Annotated in this window: 22 protein-coding genes; 10 read left to right on the top strand and 12 right to left on the bottom strand. The window is 47.6% G+C overall.

Annotation, left to right across the window (positions count from 1 at the left end; all coding sequences use genetic code 11):
• Window position 1: 1 nt before the first annotated feature.
• Window positions 2-259 carry a hypothetical protein gene (locus ALFI_RS15280; RefSeq protein WP_004328504.1) on the top strand — a complete coding sequence of 86 codons (258 nt, stop codon included), beginning with the start codon at window positions 2-4 and terminating at the stop codon, window positions 257-259.
• Between the two features lie 188 nt (window positions 260-447).
• Here the strand turns inward: ALFI_RS15280 and ALFI_RS15275 are convergent, their stop codons facing one another.
• Genes ALFI_RS15275 through ALFI_RS15265 form a run of 3 tightly spaced genes read right to left on the bottom strand, consistent with a single transcriptional unit; the run spans window position 448 to window position 3753 of the window.
• Entirely contained in the window at window positions 448-1563 is a 1116-nt protein-coding gene (locus ALFI_RS15275; protein ID WP_042493827.1) for a fimbrillin family protein, read from the bottom strand.
• Window positions 1564-1606: 43 nt separating this feature from the next.
• Window positions 1607-2527, bottom strand: a complete 921-nt coding sequence (locus ALFI_RS15270; RefSeq protein ID WP_014776479.1) for a DUF5119 domain-containing protein — start codon at window positions 2525-2527, stop codon at window positions 1607-1609.
• The gene (locus tag ALFI_RS15265) at window positions 2524-3753 is read right to left on the bottom strand and encodes a DUF3575 domain-containing protein (protein WP_014776478.1); all 1230 of its coding nucleotides are present in this window, start codon (window positions 3751-3753) and stop codon (window positions 2524-2526) included. The genes ALFI_RS15270 and ALFI_RS15265 overlap by 4 nt, the downstream gene beginning before the upstream one ends.
• Window positions 3754-4048: 295 nt before the next feature.
• On the opposite strand from ALFI_RS15265, the gene ALFI_RS15260 reads away from it, so the two are divergent.
• Window positions 4049-5110 (top strand): helix-turn-helix domain-containing protein, encoded by a 1062-nt coding sequence (locus ALFI_RS15260; protein ID WP_007756689.1) that lies wholly within the window; start codon window positions 4049-4051, stop codon window positions 5108-5110.
• A gap of 128 nt (window positions 5111-5238) precedes the next feature.
• Here ALFI_RS15260 and ALFI_RS15255 read toward each other — a convergent pair whose 3' ends face one another.
• Window positions 5239-5694 carry a DUF4425 family protein gene (locus ALFI_RS15255; RefSeq protein ID WP_014776477.1) on the bottom strand — a complete coding sequence of 152 codons (456 nt, stop codon included), beginning with the start codon at window positions 5692-5694 and terminating at the stop codon, window positions 5239-5241.
• A gap of 18 nt (window positions 5695-5712) precedes the next feature.
• The gene (locus ALFI_RS15250) at window positions 5713-6057 is read right to left on the bottom strand and encodes a conjugal transfer protein TraO (protein ID WP_167537974.1); all 345 of its coding nucleotides are present in this window, start codon (window positions 6055-6057) and stop codon (window positions 5713-5715) included.
• A gap of 1 nt (window position 6058) precedes the next feature.
• Between ALFI_RS15250 and ALFI_RS15245 the strand changes: the two genes are divergently transcribed.
• The 6 genes from ALFI_RS15245 to ALFI_RS15230 all read left to right on the top strand — a co-directional run bounded on the left by ALFI_RS15245 (window position 6059) and on the right by ALFI_RS15230 (window position 11898).
• Window positions 6059-7792, top strand: a complete 1734-nt coding sequence (locus tag ALFI_RS15245) for a TonB-dependent receptor plug domain-containing protein (protein ID WP_155835675.1) — start codon at window positions 6059-6061, stop codon at window positions 7790-7792.
• Window positions 7793-7863: 71 nt separating this feature from the next.
• A complete protein-coding gene (locus ALFI_RS15240) occupies window positions 7864-8535 on the top strand; it encodes a tail fiber domain-containing protein (RefSeq protein WP_014776475.1) in 672 nt (223 codons plus the stop codon).
• Window positions 8536-8575: 40 nt separating this feature from the next.
• Window positions 8576-10393 carry a hypothetical protein gene (locus tag ALFI_RS15235; protein ID WP_014776474.1) on the top strand — a complete coding sequence of 606 codons (1818 nt, stop codon included), beginning with the start codon at window positions 8576-8578 and terminating at the stop codon, window positions 10391-10393.
• Window positions 10394-10459: 66 nt separating this feature from the next.
• Window positions 10460-10921 carry a hypothetical protein gene (locus tag ALFI_RS17070; RefSeq protein WP_009598106.1) on the top strand — a complete coding sequence of 154 codons (462 nt, stop codon included), beginning with the start codon at window positions 10460-10462 and terminating at the stop codon, window positions 10919-10921.
• A gap of 44 nt (window positions 10922-10965) precedes the next feature.
• Window positions 10966-11424, top strand: coding sequence for a hypothetical protein (locus ALFI_RS16715; RefSeq protein ID WP_081488119.1), 459 nt, complete (start codon window positions 10966-10968; stop codon window positions 11422-11424).
• Between the two features lie 12 nt (window positions 11425-11436).
• Window positions 11437-11898, top strand: a complete 462-nt coding sequence (locus ALFI_RS15230; RefSeq protein WP_042493819.1) for a hypothetical protein — start codon at window positions 11437-11439, stop codon at window positions 11896-11898.
• Window positions 11899-11926: 28 nt separating this feature from the next.
• Here the strand turns inward: ALFI_RS15230 and ALFI_RS15225 are convergent, their stop codons facing one another.
• The 3 genes from ALFI_RS15225 to ALFI_RS15215 all read right to left on the bottom strand — a co-directional run bounded on the left by ALFI_RS15225 (window position 11927) and on the right by ALFI_RS15215 (window position 14170).
• On the bottom strand, window positions 11927-12499 hold the full coding sequence (locus ALFI_RS15225) for a plasmid mobilization protein (protein WP_227042975.1): 573 nt from the start codon (window positions 12497-12499) through the stop codon (window positions 11927-11929).
• A gap of 280 nt (window positions 12500-12779) precedes the next feature.
• Complete coding sequence (locus ALFI_RS15220) at window positions 12780-13670, bottom strand: IS3 family transposase (RefSeq protein WP_014775986.1); 891 nt, start codon at window positions 13668-13670, stop codon at window positions 12780-12782.
• Window positions 13667-14170, bottom strand: coding sequence for a hypothetical protein (locus tag ALFI_RS15215; protein ID WP_244264956.1), 504 nt, complete (start codon window positions 14168-14170; stop codon window positions 13667-13669). The genes ALFI_RS15220 and ALFI_RS15215 overlap by 4 nt, the downstream gene beginning before the upstream one ends.
• 185 nt (window positions 14171-14355) lie before the next feature.
• Between ALFI_RS15215 and ALFI_RS15210 the strand changes: the two genes are divergently transcribed.
• Window positions 14356-14874: a DUF3408 domain-containing protein gene (locus tag ALFI_RS15210; protein WP_009596716.1), complete on the top strand. Its 519-nt coding sequence runs from the start codon at window positions 14356-14358 to the stop codon at window positions 14872-14874.
• A 448-nt stretch (window positions 14875-15322) separates the two neighbouring features.
• On the opposite strand, the gene ALFI_RS15205 is transcribed toward ALFI_RS15210, so the two are convergent.
• The 3 genes from ALFI_RS15205 to ALFI_RS15195 form a co-directional block, all read right to left on the bottom strand.
• On the bottom strand, window positions 15323-16330 hold the full coding sequence (locus ALFI_RS15205; protein ID WP_014774945.1) for an IS110 family RNA-guided transposase: 1008 nt from the start codon (window positions 16328-16330) through the stop codon (window positions 15323-15325).
• Between the two features lie 380 nt (window positions 16331-16710).
• A complete protein-coding gene (locus tag ALFI_RS15200) occupies window positions 16711-17940 on the bottom strand; it encodes a site-specific integrase (protein ID WP_014776471.1) in 1230 nt (409 codons plus the stop codon).
• Between the two features lie 384 nt (window positions 17941-18324).
• Window positions 18325-19209 (bottom strand): DUF4377 domain-containing protein, encoded by an 885-nt coding sequence (locus tag ALFI_RS15195; protein ID WP_009598944.1) that lies wholly within the window; start codon window positions 19207-19209, stop codon window positions 18325-18327.
• A gap of 386 nt (window positions 19210-19595) precedes the next feature.
• On the opposite strand from ALFI_RS15195, the gene ALFI_RS15190 reads away from it, so the two are divergent.
• Window positions 19596-22013, top strand: coding sequence for a hypothetical protein (locus ALFI_RS15190; protein ID WP_014776470.1), 2418 nt, complete (start codon window positions 19596-19598; stop codon window positions 22011-22013).
• 159 nt (window positions 22014-22172) lie between these two features.
• Here the strand turns inward: ALFI_RS15190 and ALFI_RS15185 are convergent, their stop codons facing one another.
• A complete protein-coding gene (locus ALFI_RS15185; protein ID WP_014776469.1) occupies window positions 22173-22676 on the bottom strand; it encodes a nitroreductase family protein in 504 nt (167 codons plus the stop codon).
• Between the last annotated feature and the right edge of the window lie 146 nt (window positions 22677-22822).

Raw genomic sequence — 22822 nt, 5'->3', positions numbered from 1 at the left:
TATGGCAAAGAAGAACGATTTAAAAAACAGTATGTCGGCCGGGCTGACCGGGGGATTAGACAGCCTGACCCAATCCACGGCCGGGCAAAAAGAGGCTCAAAAGCCGAAGAAAGCGAAAACCGTGCATTGTAATTTTGTCATGGACGAAACCTATCACCAGAACTTAAAGCTGATCGCGATCCGCAAAGGCGATTCGCTAAAATCGGTATTGCAAGAGGCTATATCTGACTACTTGGATAAAAACAGTTCCCTGCTATAACAGCGTATCGGGAATATACAGGGCAAACACTCCACAAAAGAAATTCTCCAGGAAAAAGGTACGCAAAAAGCACCCCTACACATCAAAAAGTATATTGAAAATGCGATTCCCTATAAAAAACCCGTTGGCAGGGTTAATCTTGCGTATGTTTAACCTGCCAACGGGTACGATATTAATAAACGTTTGGATTAAGGTTGGACGTTTACGTCTTTATCTGCATCAACCCAGCCTGTTGTCTCTGCATCAAACTGGATCGGATTCAACACAGCCTCTCCCTGATCATCATAACCACCACCGAAAATCAACGTGTAGATATGACGCTTGCCCTGTTCCCATGTATCTCCGAACGGAACATAAATTGTTTTGTATTCGCTTGCTGAACCCAACAGATAAACTCCGGACTGCCGGATTTTGCAGGAGATCTCCAGATAACATTGCTTCGCATCGTCGGCACCCTTCTTGGTTTTGCTGGCTCCGGAAACAGTCCAAGCAGTCAGCTTCTGTGGTATATTCAGCATAGGAGTATTTGTGGTAATATCGGTAGCTTCGGTATTGCTATTGACCGTGATGTTTGCGTTTTTCACTACGGTAAATGCGTGTGGAAATGCTAAATCAGACGAACTCCAACTTCCCGTTCCATCGGCTGCCGCAGGCAATGTGAAGGCGCCGGCAAATTTGAAATTATGAATCTTGATCACGTCGATGTCCACCTGCATGTTATCGTATTGGGTCTTTGCTTTGAATACGACCTGTGACAGAATATGTTTGAAATTAAATTTCACTATTCCGTTGTTCATGTCTTTTGTCTGGCCTTTGGCCATGGCATACATCACGTCGTAGTTTTCATGAGTACCGGCTCCATACTCATCCATGCAGGTATAACTTATCTTTTGGACATCCTTGGTGGCTTCCCAACTATAAAACACCATCATGTCTTCACTAACCGTTCCGGGATTGAACGCGTAAAAGTCCAAAGCCTCGGTAGGCCAATAACGAAGGTCGCTCGCATTGTCATAATCCCACTTACCATTTTTGTACACGATCTTCACTCCGTCATGTGCAAATTCCGTGTCGTTCTTTCCCATGAAGGCAGTACCATCCGCCGTAAAAGCGAACACGTCGAAATCGGTGTTCTTCAAGTTGGTGTTGGTAGTAGGGGTAGCCCTCGTTTCCGCCGCATTACTTAACACGTTAAAACCAATCGCATTTCGTGAGGAGGTTTCCACATTCGCAATCTCCTCTTCTGAGCAACTCATCAGTAGTACTCCAAAGATTGCCCAAAACATTACTGTACTTTTTTTCATAAAATGAATAAAATTGTTAATAAATATAATTAATAAAACTCGATTACAACACTATATCCACATTCACATCATCCCAATCATCAACGTCCACATCAAATCCCGGACCGCCACTTCCCGGCTCGGATGGTACCTCATAATCAAAATTCAACACCAGATGCACATCACCGATATGCCCCGCTACCGGGACATCATGCACTTGGTCGCTCACGTCCTGTTCCAATACAGACATGCTGCCTGAACGGTTCTTGAGATACAGCCGGAAAACATTGGGCTCTCCTTCAAGTGCGGAATGTCCAAACGTATAGAATCCGCCTATAATCTGATTCCGTGAAACCATTCCATCAAAGAGCAGGCTCTCCGAAAGATCGGCGGGCAAACTGTCGCCGGACATGTTAAGCGAGCCGGACATGCCGGAAAGAGCGGCCCGCAAATCCGCCACCCTGTCCAGTCCCCGAATTCCGTTCACCTCATACGTGTAGTGACATACCATGTTTACGGGAGTTAGCCGTATTACCTTCGTGCTTCCTTCCGGAATGTCCTTGAGGATAACTCTGTCTATATGGTCGCCACACAGCCAGGGTGGGGTGACGGCCATTGTCTGGTTATCCGGCGACCGAACATCACGCGTATCGGCAGTAAAAAGCGTGTAACTGCCGTTTTCTTTCCAAACCATCCCGTCGGTATCGTAGTTGAAGCAAATTACCCGGTAATCATTCTCGGGGAGCTCCACTTCCCCATCCTCTCCTCCGGGGAAATCAAATATCCACGTGTTGCTTTCATCATCGGTCGGATAAAATACGACCCTCATGCCTTCAGGCTTGTCATGATTGGAAATCTTGGTCCAGTCGAATACTACCCGCACCGTGGCAAAGTGCGGATGATCGTAACATAAATCCTTATGCTCACAAGCCGTCAGTCCCATCCATAAAAATATGAACACCAGACTAAAGCGTATCAGTATCACTGCCTGCCTCCTTTCTTCCGGCTATAATTCCCCCGCCCGATCAACCACACCAAAGAGATACCCGCCTTGGTCGGGCCGAACCAGCAGCGTTTTTTAGTGGTCTGCCATACATAGTGACCGTCCAAAGGGATGTACTCCTTGTACAATCCTCCAAGGTAGCCGATTCCCAACGTGAAATCCACATTGAACCGATGTCCCACAGGTAACGAGTAGCCGTAAGCCACGCCTCCCCCGTAACTCCATTTATCCCCCAAGTAACCTTTCCCACCCAATTCGAAATCATAGGTGACGATCTGCCCGTACAATCCGACATGATGCCCGGAAAACGGTTTTTCCACCGCTCTCCGACCGAACCAGCGGCGCAACTCCACATCTCCCCCATAGATACGCCAATAATTATGCTTCCGATCACTTTTCCACCAGGCATACATCCAATTCCCGGCCACAGACCAGTTCTTCCCCAAACAGAACTCAACCCCGATGTCAGGTATCAAAACAGCGTCATAAAGCAAGTTTGTTTTCACCGCCATGCAAAACGGCCGTTTCTTTACCGGAGCTATGACGGTAACGGTATCACGGATGCACAACGTATCACGTGTATGTATATATACCGTATCTCTGACGGGATTTATCGGATCACTATCATAGCATATTTTCACCATCGACGAACGAAGTTTCGGAAAATGGAATTTATACAAATATGAGTATGGCCTCCCCCCTTTCAGTCTTTTCAGTTCTCCCCCCAAATAAGGGCTGTCCTGGTTTTCCAAACGGACGATCTTCTCCAACAAACGAAGGACATCCTCCCTCTCCGGAACATTCACATCCGCTCTCACCATCGTTATAAGTCCGTTCCAGTCGCTTCCCGAAAAATGAAAATCCCTCTCCAATACCGGAATCTTTATATAAGGTGATATATACCGCCACAAAACCTCTGCTCGTTTTTCAGACAGCCTTCCATTCAACAGCCCCCCTCCTTCCGGGGAAGCTCCTCCTATTATTTGAATTTTCCTGATAAGACGGACGGAGTCGTTCAATGCGGAACAGATTTTAGCAAACCGCTCCATCTCGTTCCCATTGTCAAGTAAACATGTATCTATATTTACCTTTCCTTGATGAAAATAGATCCTTACCGAATCACGCTTCTCCTGAGCGGATATTTCTCCGCTTATACTCAACACGAGCACGAACAATACACATTTAATATAAAAACCTCTTTTCGTCATTTAATCATTTGTTAATATGACAATCCAAACCCAGGCTTTTACACCCCCTGAATTTCAACCGCTAAAGATATGCACCTATAAACCAACCTCCAAAGCAAAAAACAAGTATTTTAAACTTATAAATACTTAAAAAGACAACCACACAACAGCTACAACACTTACCACAGCAGCCAATCACGCTTACACAACAATTAAAAACACTTAACATCATAAAGAAAAGTACTTAAACATACAAAAAAAACAGTTATTTTTGCAGGAAACATTATACTTAATAACACTTAAAACAATAAAACACATGAAATTCAGCACAAAAGCCGCTACTTTTCTAAGTTCAATAAAAACTCAAACTTACGACAAAAAAGAAAGCGAAATGATAATAACGTATCAACAAAAACGTGTCTTTCATCTATCCCTGCTCATGCTGGCCTTATGCGCACCCATATACATATATTCAGTTCCATTTCCCAATGAACAGTTTTATTATATTAACAGCGTATTATTCCTGTTTATCATTATGTGCACTCTCGCTTATTTTAAAAAGAGAGTAAATCTGACCACGACCTTTTCCATTATACTGATAGCCATACATATCGAGATTTTTATCGAGATAATTTATTGCTCAATATGTAGCGGATATGAATATAGTTATCAAAGAGCATTGATAATGAGTAACATTACTATCTCTCTCTTATTTACCATGCTTTCCATCTGTGCCTATATGAGTAATATCTCCATCCTATTGTCCTCCCTTACCATAGCTTCCTATACAATCTGCACACTTATCACCGACGAACCGTTCCTATACAGTTATCTGCCTTTGATCATCATCATATACACCATGATCCCCTTATTAGGAAGATCCTTACACAGTAATATCAGCAGCTTGCTAAAAAGTAGCAACTTGCTAAAAGAGGAAGAGGAAATGCTTTTGAAACGTCTCCAAATGAAAAAGGAAGAACTATTCGCGTTCGCCGAGTTGTTAAGCGAGAATAACCCGGAAGAAAAGACAAGCTCCCTGTTAAACATAATAGGGGAACAATCCAAAGAAAATCTTTTTACAGCCCTTGCCGCATACCAGAAAAAGGAAAAAAGTAAACTTGATACAATCAGGAGAATATATCCCAATTTATCCCCGTCCGAATTAAACATCTGCCGTTTAATACTGCAAGACAAGACCGTCAGCCAAATATGCGAATTATTACATCGGAGTAGCGGAAACATAACCAGCCAACGAGCGAACATACGTGCCAAACTCGGACTGAAAAAAAGCGACAATTTAAAAGAAGCATTACAAGAACGCATGAGGCTGTATGAAGAAGAACACCACCGGCAAGAGGAGTTTTCAGCCATGCGTTAGGGATTGCAGAGTAAAGCCCACAGCCTTTAGGCGAGGACTTGAAACGTAAAGCCCGACCGTCCCACGGGAACGCCCAAAAGAAAAAAAATCCCCCGAACATTCATCCGGGGGACATTCAGGTCGTCACGTCAATTATAATACAGATTAAGATCATCCATACCGATCTCCTTCCCGTCCCGGAAAGAAAGGCTCTTTTTCTCGATCTCCTTTCCGTTCTTGTAAACGGTCACAACCCACTGCATCGGCTCGTTCACGACACCGTCCTCCCCGTCCACGACACTACCGGAAACGGCGAACTCGATCGCCTTTCCCGTCGTGGTTAACGTCACCTTTTCGACGGCCAGTTCTTCATCGCTTAGAATCAACGGGCTTGCGAGGCTTTCCCCCGTCGCCCCGTCTTTCAACCGCGTACCGTTGGCGACTACCACGACCGACTTAATGAAGCTGCGGAAATCTCCCGACTGCTCGATCGTTACCTCATACATCGCCCCTTTTCCTCCCGGTTCGTCGTCGTCCTTGCTGCAACCGACGAAACACAATGCCATGCACACGCATACGGCCGACAAATACAAATACTTTCTCATACCTTCAATTATTTAAGTTTATAAATAGATCACGCACCCCAGGCCGACATGGTTGTTATTCCGGAGAATGGAGTTAAACAACATTTCAAACCTGTATTCGGCAAAAAGAGCCACTTTCGGGCTTAGCAACATTTCCGGCCTTATCCCGACCTCGTATCCATACACGAAAGCCTTGCTTTTCGCCAGGTACACAAGATCGCTTTTCGCCTTGGCTTTTTGGTAGCCGATCGTCCCGGCTGCGATCCCCAGGAGCGAGAATTTCCGTCCTTTCAGGGCGTAATAGGCCAACTCCGGGCCGACCGTCACGGTGTTTGCCTTTACCAGATCCCGGTTTAGATTCCGGTAATTAAGGTTTGCCCCCACCTTGAAAGCCTTGTACACCGGCGGCAGCAACGACCAGACATTAATTCTTTACGACGACGTGCCGATCTACAATCAGGCGCATGCCTACGGCATCCTCTCGATTTTCAGCGGCGAAACGGTCCAATCGGCCGAGGTGTCGAAAGGCTACATATCGCCCGCCTACGGCTCCCGGCTCTCGGCCCTGACGCAGATTCGCACACGCGAGGGCGACCGACAAAATCACCGCCAGTCGCTCACGGTGGGAACCTTGTCGTTGGCCGGGACCCTCGACGGGCCTATCAAACGCGATAAGGGTTCCTACCTCATTTCAGCACGTTACTTCTTTCCCGAAGCGGTGCTTGCAATCGTCGATAACGCTGTCCGCTACGGCTTCTACGACGTGACGGGGAAACTGACTTACGACATTCACCGAAATCATACGCTTTCGCTCGGAATCTATTCCGGCGACGACCACATGAAGAACAAGGAAGATCACGCAGAAAACGGGTTCGGCTGGGGCAATACTACGGCATCCCTGCGGCTGGAATCGCGTTGGAATGATAATCTGCGCTCCTCGGTGGTGGCCTACTATACCTACCTGCAAAACCGTCAGGAAACAAAATTTAAAGACGACGGTTTCAGTAATTGGGGCAAAACGACTTTCAAAACCCACGAGTTCGGAGCACGCATGACGTTCGACCAACGGCTTTCGCATATCTGGATGCTGGAGTACGGAGCTGCGTTTTCGCACCAGCGGTTCGAACCGATGCACACGAAAAGCATCATCAACGGACAGCACAAGAACCGCGGCTATTCTTCCGAGCAGCTTGTTTCGGGGGCGCTGTTCCTGAACAACCGCTTTCAATGGGGAGGCTGGCGGGCCGACGTGGGTGTGCGGGGCGCGGTCTATGACAATTCGGAGCAGACAAGATATGCCGTAGAGCCGCGTGCGCAACTATCCTATGATTTTGGCCGCGACAATGCGGTCTGGCTTTCGGGGACGATAAATTCTCAGGCGCTTGTTCAATTCAACCGCTATTACTACTCGATGCCGATTGACTTCTGGACCCCGTTTCGGGACGGCAGGTTACAACACGCATGGCAGGTATCGCTCGGTGGCCGTGCGAAGCTGCACCAAAACCTGCCCCTTTCGGTAGAGGGCTATTATAAACGAATGCGCAACCTGCCGCTGATCTACGACAGCGACGATTTCCTGCTGGGCAACGGCGGCTTCATTTACGGCACGGGACGAGCGTTCGGCATTGAAGCAATGCTCCAGTACCAGACCGAACGCCTGAGCCTGACGGCTTCCTATACCTATACCGATTCCCGCCGCCGCTCGGACGGCGTAACCTATCCGTTTGAATATGACGTGCCGCACGATTTCAATGCGTTCGTCAGCTACGACGTGGTGAAGCGACCGGGCCGAAAACATACCTTTTCACTCAATGTTGCATGGCGCTCCGGGCTTCCGTATCGCCTGACGAACGAAAGCTATCCGGATACGGACGGTAATCCGATCATCGGCATCACGGCCTATCCCACGATGCGGATGCGCAACTATTTCCGCGCCGATGTCAGCTACAACATGGAGCGCCGCAAGCGCAACGGCGTGCGCAACTGGCAGTTCTCGATCATCAACGCCACATGGCACAAAAACCCCGTGAGCATTTACCCTTACCGGGGCAGCTATAAGGCAACGGTGCTGATACCTATCATGCCGTCGGTTTCATATACCCGCACGTTCGGAAAATGATCGTGTCCACAATATTCAAAACGCCAATTTCCAAACCTCAAAATAACTTTTAACCCTTAAAATTTTGTCTTATGAAAAAAACGATCTTCACCATTCTGTTTGTTCTTTCAGTTACGATTAACTGCTTGGCCCAAATGACCTACAAGGACGGCAAACTCACCGTAGGACGAGGTATGTATAAAACCTATACGACGAGTTGGGCGGGATGGGCGCACTATTGGGGGGCCACGGACCAGAACGGTATCAAAATGCACATTCATGCAGCCGATCCCCGTATGTCTACTACAACCAATAAACTTGTGTTTTTGGATAGCGACAGGTCCTTGTATATCGACCTTTATTGCCGCACGATGTATCAGACTTCGGATGAAAAACTGAAAACCAATATTCGCTCATTGAAAACGACACCCGTTTCCCGGTCTGCTTTTTCCATTAACATAGCGCCTGCACAATCTAACCCGTCAACGAATATGGTGCTGAAATTGAATCCCGTGAAATATCATTGGAGGGATGAAAGCGAATACGAAAGATTCAATATTCGTCCCGTGCAAAGCGGTGTGGAGGAATACGGTTTTTTGGCGCAGGAATTAGAAGCTATCATTCCCGGAGCAGTCGCCATGACAGAAGAGGGTGACCGTCTTGTCAATTATTCCGCCCTTATCCCGATTCTGACGGGCGCCATTCAGGAGTTAACCGCGCGCGTCGCTGCATTGGAAAGTCAATTAAAAGCTGCCGGGAAATAGGAAATCATTGAATTTTGACGGAATTACATAAAACTGTTTTATGAAGAAAATATATTCGGTGATATTATTATTGGCAGTGATGCTGTCCTCTTGTACCAAAGACGAAACAGACATTATGACCGATGATAATTCCAACGCGCCGGCACTCGCAAAAACCCGTTCGGATGGAAGTGATATGGTAGAATATGAACTTTTACCGAATCCGTACACGGTTGATGTCATACAGGGAGTTTACGATTCGTATAATGTTTCTAAAACTATTGAACCGACGGATTTGTACGTCAGATTCTTACCGCAGGACAGTTTACAACTTATTGCCCTGAAAAACGATTATGACCTCGAACTGTTCGACTATCCGCTCAATATCGAACTTCCGGAAGATGCGGTTTATCAAGACCCGACTATTCCGGAGGGTAGTTTTACTTGGTTGTATACAACCGTAAAGCCAGACTTCGCATTTCCCAAAGAAATACCTTATGAGGTGATTGAAGAATGCTATATTCCGGCAGAAGATGAAACAATCTCACCCACTCGCGGGGGTATTATAAATGTGGAGGAAGCTGCTTTTTTAAGTCTTGGATACCCCCTTGAAGAACAGGAACCGGAAACTCGCGGAAAACGCAGACCGGAGGGAACTATCAGAGTTTACGATGATTATGCAGGTGCTTTTGTTCCGGTAAAAGGAGTTAAAATCAGATGCCATAGATTTATTAAATGGTCTACGACATTTACGGACGAAAGCGGCCATTATACAATGGACAGCAAATTCAGATTCGGACCGCATTACGCGATTGTTTTTGACAACAGGAAAGGTTTTGACATCTGGGGTAATTGGGGGCCGATTGCACGGGCCAATCTTAATATGGGTTGGCATAGTAACCGAGGACACTCACGCGATATAAATGCTGGAAGTTTTGCTTGGGATTGGGCGGCTGTTAATAATGCAACCTACGATTACTATAAAATGTGCGAAGAAACAGGAATTGCCAAACCGCCCCGTAATCTTAAAATTTGGGTTTTCAAACGCTGGACGACATCCTCGACACCTATGTTGCGCCGAATTGTACATCCTATTGGGTATAACGGTAATTCATCGTGGAAAAACTTTTTTATCAATATCGGTTACGGTACTCTTGCAACGGTGCTGAATCAAATGCTAAAAAAGGTTCTACCTGATATTACGATAGGAACAGGTGGACACTCTTACCGGAAGGTTTATGACGTTGTAAATCACGAGTTGTCCCACGCCAGTCATTTCAGTCAAGTAGGAAGTGCGCATTGGGCGAAGTATATCAGCTATATTATGACATACGGTTCTTATGGAAACGGGACGGGTAAGAATGCAGAACTTTGTGGAATTGGTGAAATGTGGGGTTACTCAATGGGACATATCCGGGCCTATGAAAAATACAATCCGTCAGGTCTTTTGGATGATTATCCGGATGTGCATACTTGGCTTAAACCTCATGTGTTTTGGGACCTGCAAAGGGATAAAGTATTAACTAAGAAGCAGATATATGATTGTTTGGTCGTTGGGGTCGATACCTATGACAGATTAGTCGCAAAAATGTACGAAAAATATCCCGAAAAGGCTGATGAGATCGAAAAGGCATTTACGGACAACGGGATTACCCCGAATGTCCCCAAACCTGATACCGGAGATTTGACGCATGATGCCTTTTATACCAACAAAACGGTTTCTTCGTCTTTCGTTTTTTCAGGGAATAATATTCTTACGCGGAATGTTACTGTAACGAATAGTGCGAAACTGACCTTTCGGGCCAACAAGTCTGTTACTATAAACTCTCCGTTTACAATTAATCAAGGCGCGCAGCTTGAAATAACTTGCGGTAATTAATATATTTAACAGGTTCAGGGACATTGTTCCCTGAACCTTTGTATCTTTACACGAAAACTATGGTCTATGAAAAAAATAATTTTTGCTGTTATCAGCCTTACTTTGTTCGTATCATGCAGAATATTTCATACTACCGAGCCGACCAATAGTGCACATTGGTACGTAAAAAATATGACTTGGAAACCAATTGTAATTAAGAAGCGTGATTTCAGGACGGAACGGCTATTGAATCCGGGAGATTCTATATCTGTTTTTCATAGATTACCTATGCAAAAATTGGGATTTCCCTCTTTTGATCTATTTTATGAATTATGGAACGTGAACGGGAATGGGGTGGAACAAAATCTGGATGTCCTGTCAGAAAATGGGCAATTACTTAAAACTTGGAAAATTTCGGATAAAAATGATCCGTCAGTAAGAATATTCCAAGAAACTTCATGGAGATTTTATCAAAAACCACAACTCCAACATGTATCTACTTGTGAGGTTGCATGGGTTTTTGACATTCTCCCCGCAGATATTGAGTAGTTCACAAATGCCATGAGTTTGTAATAAATTAAAATCAATCTATTTTGAAAAAAATATTCGTCCTATGTATAATCATTCTGGGTGGTGTCTCATGTGATCCACCTGAGCATTTAAAGACTCATTATACCTACTGGTATGTGAAAAACGCAACTAATGAGCCAATAAGTATAACAACTGTTCCCGGACATTTAATGTCGATATTAACAATTATTTCGGGTGATTCCGTCTGTTTTCATTCATTTTGTCCTCCGCAACATTGGGGTATTCCGTCTTTCAACGGCTTATATGACATTTGGAAAAAAACAGCGGTCCAAGATCAGCATACTGATATTCTTTCGAATGAAGGGAGCTTATTAAAGAGTTGGAATTATGCAGACCGAGACGCAGAGGAGCGGCAATTCTTCAATGAATCTTACTGGCGGTTATATATGAAAAAATATAGCCATAGCGACGAATTAAACTTTACATGGGTTTTCGATATTTACCCCACAGACATTAAGTAACTTACAAATGCCATGAAAAAGATTGCTTTCATATTTGCGATTACACTAATTAGCATATCATGCGACCCGAAGAAATGGGTGGCTACGCATGCAACTTCATGGTATGCAAAAAACAATACCGATCAGATTTTAATTATTACTACGTCACCGTTCATTGATACTGATGCTGTTGTCGATCCCGGAGATTCGGTATTAGTTCATAGCTTCAGTCCGTTTCAATATTTAGGAGAACCCACTTTTGACACATTTTACGATGCGTGGAACGGTAAGCCGGAACAAGAATGGTGTATAAGCATCTGTTCCAAAGATGGTCAATTACTGAAAATATGGAAATATATAGACCGGAACGCAGAGGGCAGACAATTCTTCAATGAATCTTATTGGCGGCTATATACGAAAAAATATAGTCATAGCGATCAATTAAACTTCTCGTGGGTTTTTAATATTCTCCCGGAGGACATTGCTCTTTTGTAGCTCCTCCGTTGATGACGCACACTTCACATTAGCAACAGGCCGGAATAAATGTTCCGGCCTGTTCATTTAGCGTGATATAGTCCGTTTTCGCCGTGGCTTTCGCTTGCGTGAAAGATTTCGGCGCATGGCTTCGAACTCCTCCTGTGACATGGGACCGTCCTCGGTGATCTGTCCCAGCAGGTCGTATTTGCAACCACTCCACAGTATGTTTCGCAAAGCTCAGAATCTCGATACTCAGAGCCTTTAATTCTCTTGTTCGCTGCTCCAACATAGCGATCTGATGCGGGATAGCGACGTTGGAAAAGTGCGAATTGACAGCCTTTACAATCTGATTATAGTTATTGCCGAGTTTCTGAAACTGAAAATAAAAGTCGTTCAGCCGGGCGATAAACTGCGTCTTTGACGGGTCGCGTTTGATGACGACGAACTCTTCTCCGAAAATGCGTTTTACGATAAACTGGCTCCTGTTATGCTCCAATCCGGACTTGCAGAGTAGCTTCTTGAAGCGGATGTGCTCTTCATTGAACCAGAAAGAGTACTTGTAGCTTGGTGTTTCAGATTTCCGGGCATTTCTGTTTGTCTGTTTTGGGTCGGTATTCATGATATCGGTTAAAAAGGCGTTCGACTCGGGAGAACGCCCGGCCTCGCAGAGCGAGCTCCTTTCGTATGCCGAAAAAATTTTCGGCATACAAAGGTACAGCTCGCTCGCCTCAAGTGAGGCGAAAAATCCGCGGCGGAAAAATTTTCGAAAAATCTATGCCAAACCTCCGCTACGGCTTCCGAGGGTGGGTCGTTTCCCTCTGCAATATTACAACCATGCGGGCGTGTCCCGTCCTGAAAAAGGTTTACAGTGATTGATAATTAAAGATAAACATTTTGGTTCAAAAAATATTGTCCTGATATAAGTTTACATATGCCTTCCGAACAACCGTCTTTCGGCCCCAATGATGTTTGAGTTTCCCGGTTCTAAGTTCCGCTTCCAAGGGCGTAAGCCAATCGCAGCTGGCATGAGGTCTGAGTGAATTGTAAAGGATAACGATCTGGTCGATGCGTTCTTTTGCTGCCTGAAAACTTTCAAAACATTCCTCGTCGATCCATTCGCTCTTCAGAATACCGTTCACCCGTTCGGCAACGGCATTCTCATACGGATCGCCCTTTTCAGTCATGCTGATGCGAATCCCATTATCGGTCAGTAATTTCACATATTCTTTCGAACAATATTGGCATCCTCTGTCCGAATGATGGATTAACCCTTGCCGTTTTTGCTGCGGAGTCTGGTCTATGGCCATCCTCAGTGCACGGAGCGCTCCGTCCCGTTCCAATGTCGTATTCAGATTATAGCCTACGATCCGTTTGGAATAGGCATCCGTTATCAAAGCCAGATATGCAAATCCTTCTTTCAAAGAAATGTACGTAATATCTCCGACCCATAAACGATGCGGCCGCTCGAGGTCGAAACCCCGGATCAGATTCGGATATTTACGCATCCAGTGCCGCGAGCAGGTCGTAACGCTGTATTTCTTCCGACGTTTGACCAGAAGATTGTTTTCCGAAAGCAGCGTAAATAACCGATCCCGACTGACCGGAAATCCGTCTTGTTGCAGCAAATGCCACAGTTTACGACCGCCGAGCCTGGGCATCAGTTTCCGGTAGTAACCCACCCGCTCCAAAAGAAGGGTGTCGGACAAAGATCCTTCCCTATTACGCCGTAAATGTTTATAATAGGCCTGACGGGTATAGCCGAACAACCCGCACAGAAACGACAGGCTCATTGCTGTGTGTCTTTCTTTGAGACGCTGGACTGTCCGGCTGCGGATTTTTTTAGCAGGTCGATACCGTATTCTTCTTGGAGGATATCTCCCATGATCTCATAGCCTTCCAGACGTAATAAAGCCTCTTCCAAGCGCCGCCGAAGGGCTTTGTTCTCGGATAATAATTCACTGGCTTCTTCACTCGTAACGCGGGACATGATCGGATAAGGATTAGGGGTACTCACAAAGCTACAACTATTTTTCGCTTTCCACCGCTGACCCATCTTATGAATCGTAGACATGGGAATACCATGTTCTTCGGAGAGTTGGCGAGCCGTCTTGACTCCGCTCAAATACTCCTGTAAAATCAGATGACGCAACTGACGCGGTAAATAATGACGTGATAAGTCTGAATTCGTTGTTTGCTGCATAAGATTTACTCTTTTCTGTAAACCTTTTTCAGGACGGGACAGCGCCAAAACAAACCCTCGGTACGGACTGGAGCGGTCTGGAGCGGACATCGGAACCGAGGTATTTCACCCAGTTGTATCTTGCAGCATGAAAGGTCGATTTTCTTATTGCGTTCATTATCCCGATATAAACTGCATGAAATAGAAAACGGTATTTTGAATGGTTTAACCCAATAAACCAGACATACATACTCTATGCTCGTATGGCTGACAATCAATCTCAAAAACGTTGCACCATGGATTCATTAAAGGAAAAAGACAACCCCGCACCCAATCCTGCTAAGCGTCCCCGTATCGAAGTCGACGAGGAACTGATGCGTCAGATGATCGCCGGACAAGCCCCTTTGGACTCGGAAGTCGTCCGCAGGATTCCCGAGCCGGAAGAGGAAGATACGAACGCTCTTGAGGAAAACACATCGGAAACGGTATCCGGAGCATCGGCACCGACTGCTGAGAAAACAGGCATAGACTCCACTGCGAGTACCGTAAAAGAACATTCCGGTTTCCGTCGGAAAAAGCTCACGCTACCGGATTTTGAACGCACGTTCTTCGCTCCGGTGGATTGCCGCAACCGCTCTGCGATCTATGTCAGTACCCGAACCAAGCACAAAGTATCGGAAATACTCCACCTGTTAGGGAATGAGAGTACAAGGCTTACGGCCTTGGTCGACAATATGCTGCGATTTGTCATGGACATTTACAGCGGTGAGCTGAATTATCTCCACGAGAAGAAGAACAACAGACGACCGTTTTGAACAGACAATGCGAATTATAACGGACAGCTGAACGAAACGTCGGGAGCGGTTGTTATGCCTATTGGGGTATATGACGTGCGTGTCGTGGATTATGGCTATTGGAGGGGCAGTCCGCAGGGTAGCGTCCGGGCCGCAGAAAGCCGCCTATTCCGACGGTAGAATTCTAAGATAAAACCAAATAAAAGCTGCAAAAAGTTTCATGCCCGGAAATTGTCATTTTTTGTCGTAGCGTTTAGCAAAATGATTCTGGTTATGGGATGCAAGGCCGCGAAGCGCTTGTATAGCCTTGCATCCCATAGTCAGAATCGTTAATTTGCGGAGTACGGAAATGACAATACATTAATTATGAGTAGGTTCGGCTCCCAATTAGACGGACTGTTCCGACAATAAGATTTTGAGATTTTGAATGATCTCAAAATCTTATCGAATGGCAGATATGTATGCCGGATTATATCTGCAACGCTACATATGGTGTTCCACGCCTTACGACGGCAAAGCATCTGGCGGCGATTTTGGCCCTCACAGCATTCAGGACGCTGAATTTATGTTTACCTTCAGCCACTTTGCGTTCGTAATATGCCTTTAGTTGCGGATCACACCTGATGGCAATCAGTGCACTGCGGTTCAGTTGTACTTTAATGTCTCGATTCGCCATGCTCGATGTGTGGCATCCCCCGCGAACGCTTGTGCCGGAGCTATGTTCGAACGGAGCCAGCCCGCAATAGCAGGCAAACTTGCGGTGGTCTGTGATTTTGGTGAAATTAAGCGTCGAACAGAGCATCACAATGGCCGTGATCGGCCCTACACCTTTGATGCTGGTCAGCAGCTTGTAGTTCCGGCAAATGTTGCTGTCGGCGGCTATCAGTTCCTTCATTTCCCGTTCGATGGTTTTCATATGAGTTTCTGCATACGCGATCTCCTCCTGGAGCATGGAACGTTGAATAGATACATCCGCGAATTTCTCTTTGTAGTCTAATTTTTCGAGCAACACCAGTTTCGCTACACGTTGTTTTGCCAGATGAGCCCTTAAGATCAGCCATGTGCGCAACTGACACAGTTCCTTCTCTGCCGGCAGATAAAGGGCTATCTTCCGATAGTGAGTGATCGCATACTCGGCGATACGCCGGGCATCCACTCTGTCTGTTTTGCCACGGGCAATACCCATCGAATACTTGATTACCAACGGCGAGATCAGTGAAAAATTGAAATTCAGCGTCCTGTCGGAAGCACAAACCGCCATCTCGGATATGTAGCTCCCCATATCCTCGGCGCAGAAAATCACATCGTCGAGCCGAATACCATGCCGCTTCTCAACCCAGTGCAGACACGAGCAGATCCCTTTTCGGGAGTTGGCGAATTTGCGGTGAGCCATCTCGTTTGCATCCTCGAAGGCGACCAAAGACGCATCGAAAGTCTCTTTCGACACATCCAGACCCACATAATACAAATAGTGCATAACTTGTTAGTTTTGTGAGAGTCGTATGCTATCACATGTACCAGGTCTTCAAACCTACAATTCTAAACAGCCATTCTCTCTGGTTAATGGAGTCGCAGTCCAAATCTACCGCCAAGCCTCAAAGCTTACGACAAGCCCCGGTTCACTGCGACTCCATATCGAAATTACCTGTGATTACATCACGCTGCAAATCTACATGCGACCAGCAAAACGCCGGGGATGGAAATCCGCAAGGCTCGCCCCTCGGGCGATTCGCATGGCCTTGCATATTTCCATCTCTGACGATAAATTCCCTGCCGGCGGGAAAACTTACATCGAAAATTACCCTGCTATTGACGAAGTAAGATCGGGAATCGAATTAGCTGTAAGATAGGAGGCCATTACCGTGCGACCTTGAAGACGCTGCTGAGTTTCTCGCTTAATGCCGCCATATCCTGTCCGATTTTATCATTGGTGATCTTAGCATAGATTTGGGTCGTGGTGATCCGTTTGTGCCCCAGCATCTTGCTGACCGTTTCCAGAGGCACGCCTTGCGTAAGCGTGACCGTCGTGGCAAAGGTATGACGCGCCATATGAATCGTCGGGTTGAACGACAGACCGGCATGTCTGGCAACATGACGTAACGACATGTTCAGTGTTTTATAAGTGCCTTTAAGCGGAAAAACCTTCTCGCTTGTGCGATATGTATCCTTATAACGCTTGTAGAGCATTTCAGCGGCGGGAAGGAGCTTAACACGGAACTGCGTACCTGTCTTTTGCCGTTTGTCGATAATCCACCGCTCTCCGTTATCGTCCGTATGGATGTCCGCGTGGGTGAGTTTCACTACGTCCGCATGGCTCAAACCCGTAAAGGCGCAGAAGACGAAGGCATCCCGGTTGATACCCGTTCGGTAATTGGGGAGCCTGACATCCATCACGGCCTGCAATTCCGAAGCGGATAGATAACGTCGTTCAGCGTATTCCGCTTTGACATAGAACCCTGCGAAAGGATCGGCGGCAATCCAGCCGTTCTTATACGCCGTGTAGGTCATCAGCTTCAATTTCTTGAGCGTAGAATGGATCGTCCCGGAGCGCATCCCTTGTACCGAGGAGAGGTAGACCACAAACTTTTCGATGAAATCCCGCTTCAGCTCTTTGAACGCAATGTCCTTGACGCGGTACTCGTATTCGAGGAAGGAGGCCAGACGCCGGCGGCGTTTGCAGTAGTCCTCATAACTGGAATAAGCGCGGTCTTTGCCCACGCGCTTGCGGAAATCTGCAAGATATTCGTCGAAGGTCTGCAACAGCAGGCGGCAGTCGTCACCCATACCGAGGAAAGCGTTGCGGACCTTTTCGGCCGTAACGTATGAATCACGGTCGCAGAGACGTTGGTACTGCTTGCCGATATTGGTCTTGATGTTCTCCAACTTTTCATTGAGACGCTGGGCTTCAAGACTTCTGCCGGAGGCTTTGTTGGCTTTGGCATCCCAAAGGCTGGAACGAACGGAGAGTTTGCTGCTGAACTGCGACATCGTGCCATTGATGGTGATACGGCCCATAACGGGAACCTGACCGTGTTTTTCCGACTGCCTTTTTACATAGAAAAGGACTTTGAAAGTGCTGCGTTGCATAATAACTTGAACTTTGTGGATGGGTTAAACGTTAAGTCAAGTTATTTGTTATGCGGAAATCCGATGCAACAAACTGAAAACAAACGCCTTAATGCAAACAAAAGCATTTCGGGCAGGTAACGGATAAGTAACAAAACTCACCGTCAAACCTGCCCGATTCTGCAATTTTATTGCTCGGAACAGATGCAGAACAGAGAATTAAATACCTGTAAACAAGATATTTACTCTTTTCTGCATTTTCTCTTACCTACAAATACCGAACCGAATTTCGGCCCGCTGTCTTTTTGCGCTATAGGTGATTTTGAGGGATGTCCGTGCCGCGTGCCGGTTTCGGTTCCAGAGTTTCAGCGGATTGACATGTTTTAGGGCGTTGCCTTTATTTTGTTATATGTCTATTGTGAAAGAAACGACAACCGTTTTTACTCCGGCATCGGGGTATTGGTTTTTGTAATGTTCTGTAAGGTCTTTATAGAGACAGACAAGGTCGGGTGCGGGACCAACGCTCCTCGATCGAGAAGAATGGGCGACAAACACATCGAATGACGGGTAATCGGTTGCATTTCCCGATTCATCTGAAAATGTCCATTCCATGAAACCTTGCACCTGTTCTTCGGGAGGAAGCAGCTTGTAGGACTCCGGCATTTCTTCCGGATTTCTATTTGTGCTTTTTATAATGCTGGGACCGAATAAATCGTCGTCGTCTTTTATCGCAATCCCTTTCGGGTGATTATCCTCATCCCGATAAAGCAAATAATGATAATCCAAGGGAAGGATGGGATTGGCTTTCAAAACTTCTTCGATAAGCTCTTTGTTTTCAGATTCTATTGCATATCTGTATTGAGGAAGGGGACGGTTTTCATAATACCATTTGGGAATAAAGTGCAACGGCATCTCCTCCGAATCCTTTTTCTCTTTGGATATTACTTCAAGCCGTTCATATTCCGTCCATGCGGGTTCTCCCATGCCGTAATCCAAGTAGCTCGTTTCGCTGATTTTTATTTTGCACTCGTATTTTTCTTCAAAGTCAAATCCTTCGATATTGCCGAAGGGAATCCATTCATCGGACAGCTCTTTTTTTACGGCATATACGTCTGTCAGATAATTGTGTCCGTCGGAAGTCAATACTCCCGGAACTTTTCTGGATGCAACGGTAAGAATATATTCTTTGTAATCGGTTACTTCTCGTCCTTTTTTTTCGTCATTGTCGCAGCCGACGACGCAGAATATGCAAAGGAATAAAATTAGTATTCCTGATTTTTTAGTCTTCATATTGCTTTGATTTGTAGTTCCGTATTTGCTTTTTCCGTTGTCTTTCGCTCGTCGCGCATCCGGCGCAGTTTCCGGTGGACCTTCCTGCCTTGTAAAGTTACAAAAAAGTGTCATGGACGTTCAAGATGAGCGGTATTTTTTGTATTATGGTTTTCGGCTTGCAACGGGGCGTGTTTTGCTGCGGATTTGTATTATTTTGATCTGATGTGCGGAAAACATGTAAGCATGATTCGGCTTGGCAGCGATAAATCGTAATAAATATCAATATTTACAAGGATTTAGCCGATCTCTCATTTTGTGCGGATTATACTTTTTTGTTCGTCCGGGTTTGTTTGCGAGGAATAAAATCACTACTTTAGCCGTCCACTCATTTTTTAATTTGTACTATGAAGAAAAATTTACTCAAATGCTTGTGCCTTCCGTTAGGCATGTTGTGTGTCGTATTGTCGGCCTGTTCGGACGACAATACGGAACCGACGAAAAAAACGGAGTATACGGTGACCGAATTCGCATCGACGACCATTCCTGAGACGATACCTGCCGAAGGCGGTGCCTACACGATGACTTTTACGACCCGCACCGAAACTCGCTCCCAGCCGGTCGTTCCCGTATTCGAACCGTGGCAGTACCGTGTGACGCTCGGTGAGGCTGTCGGCGATGCGATAGCCGTGACCGAACCCAAAACGGAAGTATCGGTCGTCATCGGTTCCAACTACAGCAAGGAACCGCGGGCGGTCGTCGTGGAAATGGCTGTAACAGAGGATGCCGCTACCCCCCCCCGGTGGATTCGGATCGTCGAGGCTGAACAGGAGCCTGCCTTAAAAGACTATTGTGTAACCGAATACGACTCCACGACCATTCCGGAAACGGTTCCTTACAACGGCGGCGGTTACAAACTCGGTTTCACCACGAGCATCGAGACCCGTGCGGCCGATCCGATTTTCGTCGAATGGCAGTACCGCGTGACGCTCGGCGACAAGGTCGGCGATCCGGTGGCGGTGACGGAGCGGACCGAGAGCATCGACGTCGAAATCGCGGGCAACTATACCGAGAACGAACGCAATATCGTTGTGGAGATGGCCGATGCGGGTGCGGAACCCCAATGGACGAAGATCGTCGAAGCCCGGCAGGAGGCCGCGCTCGTACTGACGGCCGGTTTCTATTGGGCGAAGGGCAACGTTACGCTTATGGACGGTAAATTCGCCGTTGCCGACAAGATGTCCGACCTCGGACTCTATTTCCGTCAGGGCAGCAAATACGGCGTGCCGTCGGACGGCGGTTCGTACGCCGGAACGGCCTATACGCCCGAAGCCGTGCAGGTGGCGCTGGCCGACATCCCCTACCGCCAGCCGAATACCGATCCGTGCACGATGATCGATGCCGGGCTGCGTACGCCGACTTATATGGAGCTTTTCTGTCTTTACGACCGGGAAGACTACATGAACCAGCATGTATTGGACGGCATTACCGGCATGGGGTATCTCAGCTCGGACTATTTCATGCCTTTCTGCGGCGCGCTGGAACTTGCTTCGGGGCAGATCAGCGGAAAGTCTCAGTTCGGCGGATATTGGGGACTGGGCGCCAATTATGCGGGTGAAGGTGTGATTTATGTACTCAACGCCGACTATTCGATGGTGGATTACGATCTTGCGGGCACGAACATGGCTTCGCTCCGCTGCGTGAAGAATATCCGCCAGCCTTCTTATGTGTCGCATACGCCGGCTTCGGTGACGGACAATGCTTCGTTCAAGCTTACCGTCAAGACCGATCCGGGTGAATTCCCGGCTTACGAGGTCGATATCGAAGCCGAGGACGGGGAGATTCGGTCCATCGACGCATCGCCGTCCGAGACGGAGGTTACGCTGACTGTGCCCAAGAACGACGAAGTCGGAAACCGCGAATGGCGGCTGTTCATCAACCGGGTTTATTCGGGCGTCTCGTTCGTGCAGCCGGGAAAGAAAAACTATGTGGATTACATATCCCACTCTCCGTCGAAAGCCACCTACGAAGCGTTTACGCTGAGCGTAAAGTGCGAGAGCGACCTTGCGTCGTTCCCCGTGGTCATCAAAGGCAGCGACGGGCTGGAGCTGACGCAGAACGGATCGAAGGAGAATCCGACCGTTTCGTTCTCGGTTCCCGAAAATTCGGGCGAGGAGCGCACGCTCGCCATCTGGGTCAACGGCTCCGATACCGGAAAGAGCGTCCGGCAGGAGGCCAACCCCGCGACGAACGCCTTCTCGGTGACTTGGAGCGAAGGCTACCTGACTGTCGTTGACGGAGCCTATACCTTTGCGGAACCCAAGGAGCGCGGTATGTACTTCAAGTGGAAGAGCAAGTACGGCATCAAGTTCGAAGGCACGGTTTCGAGTTCGACGAAATATCAGGGTGTGGTTTACGGACCCGGTGAACAGTCGATTCCGAACTATGCGGACGTCCCCTACGGCGATGTAGACCCGTGTTCGCTCGTGGCGCCTGCCGGAACGTGGCGTATGCCCACTTCGGAGCAGCTTCTGGAACTTGTCGCCGACGGGGCGAAAGAATTCGAGCCTTATGCGTTCAGAATGTGCAGCGACGGCATGCAGAATATCTACATGGTGCCTTCCGGACAGTTGTACAAGGACGGTACGAAGACCATGCTGCCGAATATCATCTCAGTATGGACGGCCGATGAGAGCGCGACCAAGCCGGGACAGTATTGCTATCTGGCATGGTCTACGGCCAGCACAACGAACAATCCGTCGGTTTCCGCAGGCGGGGTCGTACCTGCTACGGCGATGATGGTGCGCTGTGTGCGCAGCAAATAACGCGCTTGACCGGCGCAGATACGAAATAAGCGAAGGCCCGTGAGGCCTTCGCTTATTTTTTGCTGTCGGTTGTAGCCGGAATCTTCCGGTGTGCGCGGATGCGGAGGTTCGCAAAAACCGCCGCCTTTGCCGTCGGGGAATTTTGGGCTTCCGTTCCGGTCAGAAGGTTTCGTATACGACTGTTTCCGCGAGCGGTTTGCGCAGCAGGTCGTGACGGTCGGGATCGGCGGGAGTGCCGATGCCGTAGCCGATGAGCAGGATATTGACGGGTTCCACATGTTCCGGGAGCCGGAACTCTTCGCGGACGGCTTCGGGTTTGAACATGCAGATCCAGAGCGTGTCGAGCCCCAGCGACGCTGCGGCCAGCATCATGTGGTCGGTGACGATCGAAGCGTCGATGTCGCTGATCGTTTTACCGTCGTATTTGCGGGTCCATGCTTCGCCGGTGTCGGCGCAGGGAGCGCCGAAGTCGCGGGTGCAGCGTGCCAGACGCTCCATCCCCTCCTGCGAGCGTACGACGATGAGCCGCTGGGGCTGGCGGTTGGCGCCCGTAGGAGCCACGCGGCCCGCCTCCAGAATGATGTCGAGCTTTTCCTGCTCGACTTTTGCCGGGGCATATTTGCGGCATGCGTACCGCTTTTTTGCCAGAGAGAGAAAATCCATAGTGGTAACTGTTTGAAGTCGGACAAATATACGGCAAAAATCCCGCCGCGGCAACTTTTTACGGCGGCCTTTGTCATGCCCGACTGACAGTTTGGCAGAAAACGGGCGGTGGCACACGGTTTGTTGATGGATGGTCGGATGAAATG

Origin of the sequence: Alistipes finegoldii DSM 17242, assembly GCF_000265365.1 — a bacterium.
GTDB classification, from domain to species: Bacteria; Bacteroidota; Bacteroidia; order Bacteroidales; family Rikenellaceae; genus Alistipes; species Alistipes finegoldii.
This window is presented reverse-complemented; position numbering and strand designations above follow the sequence as displayed.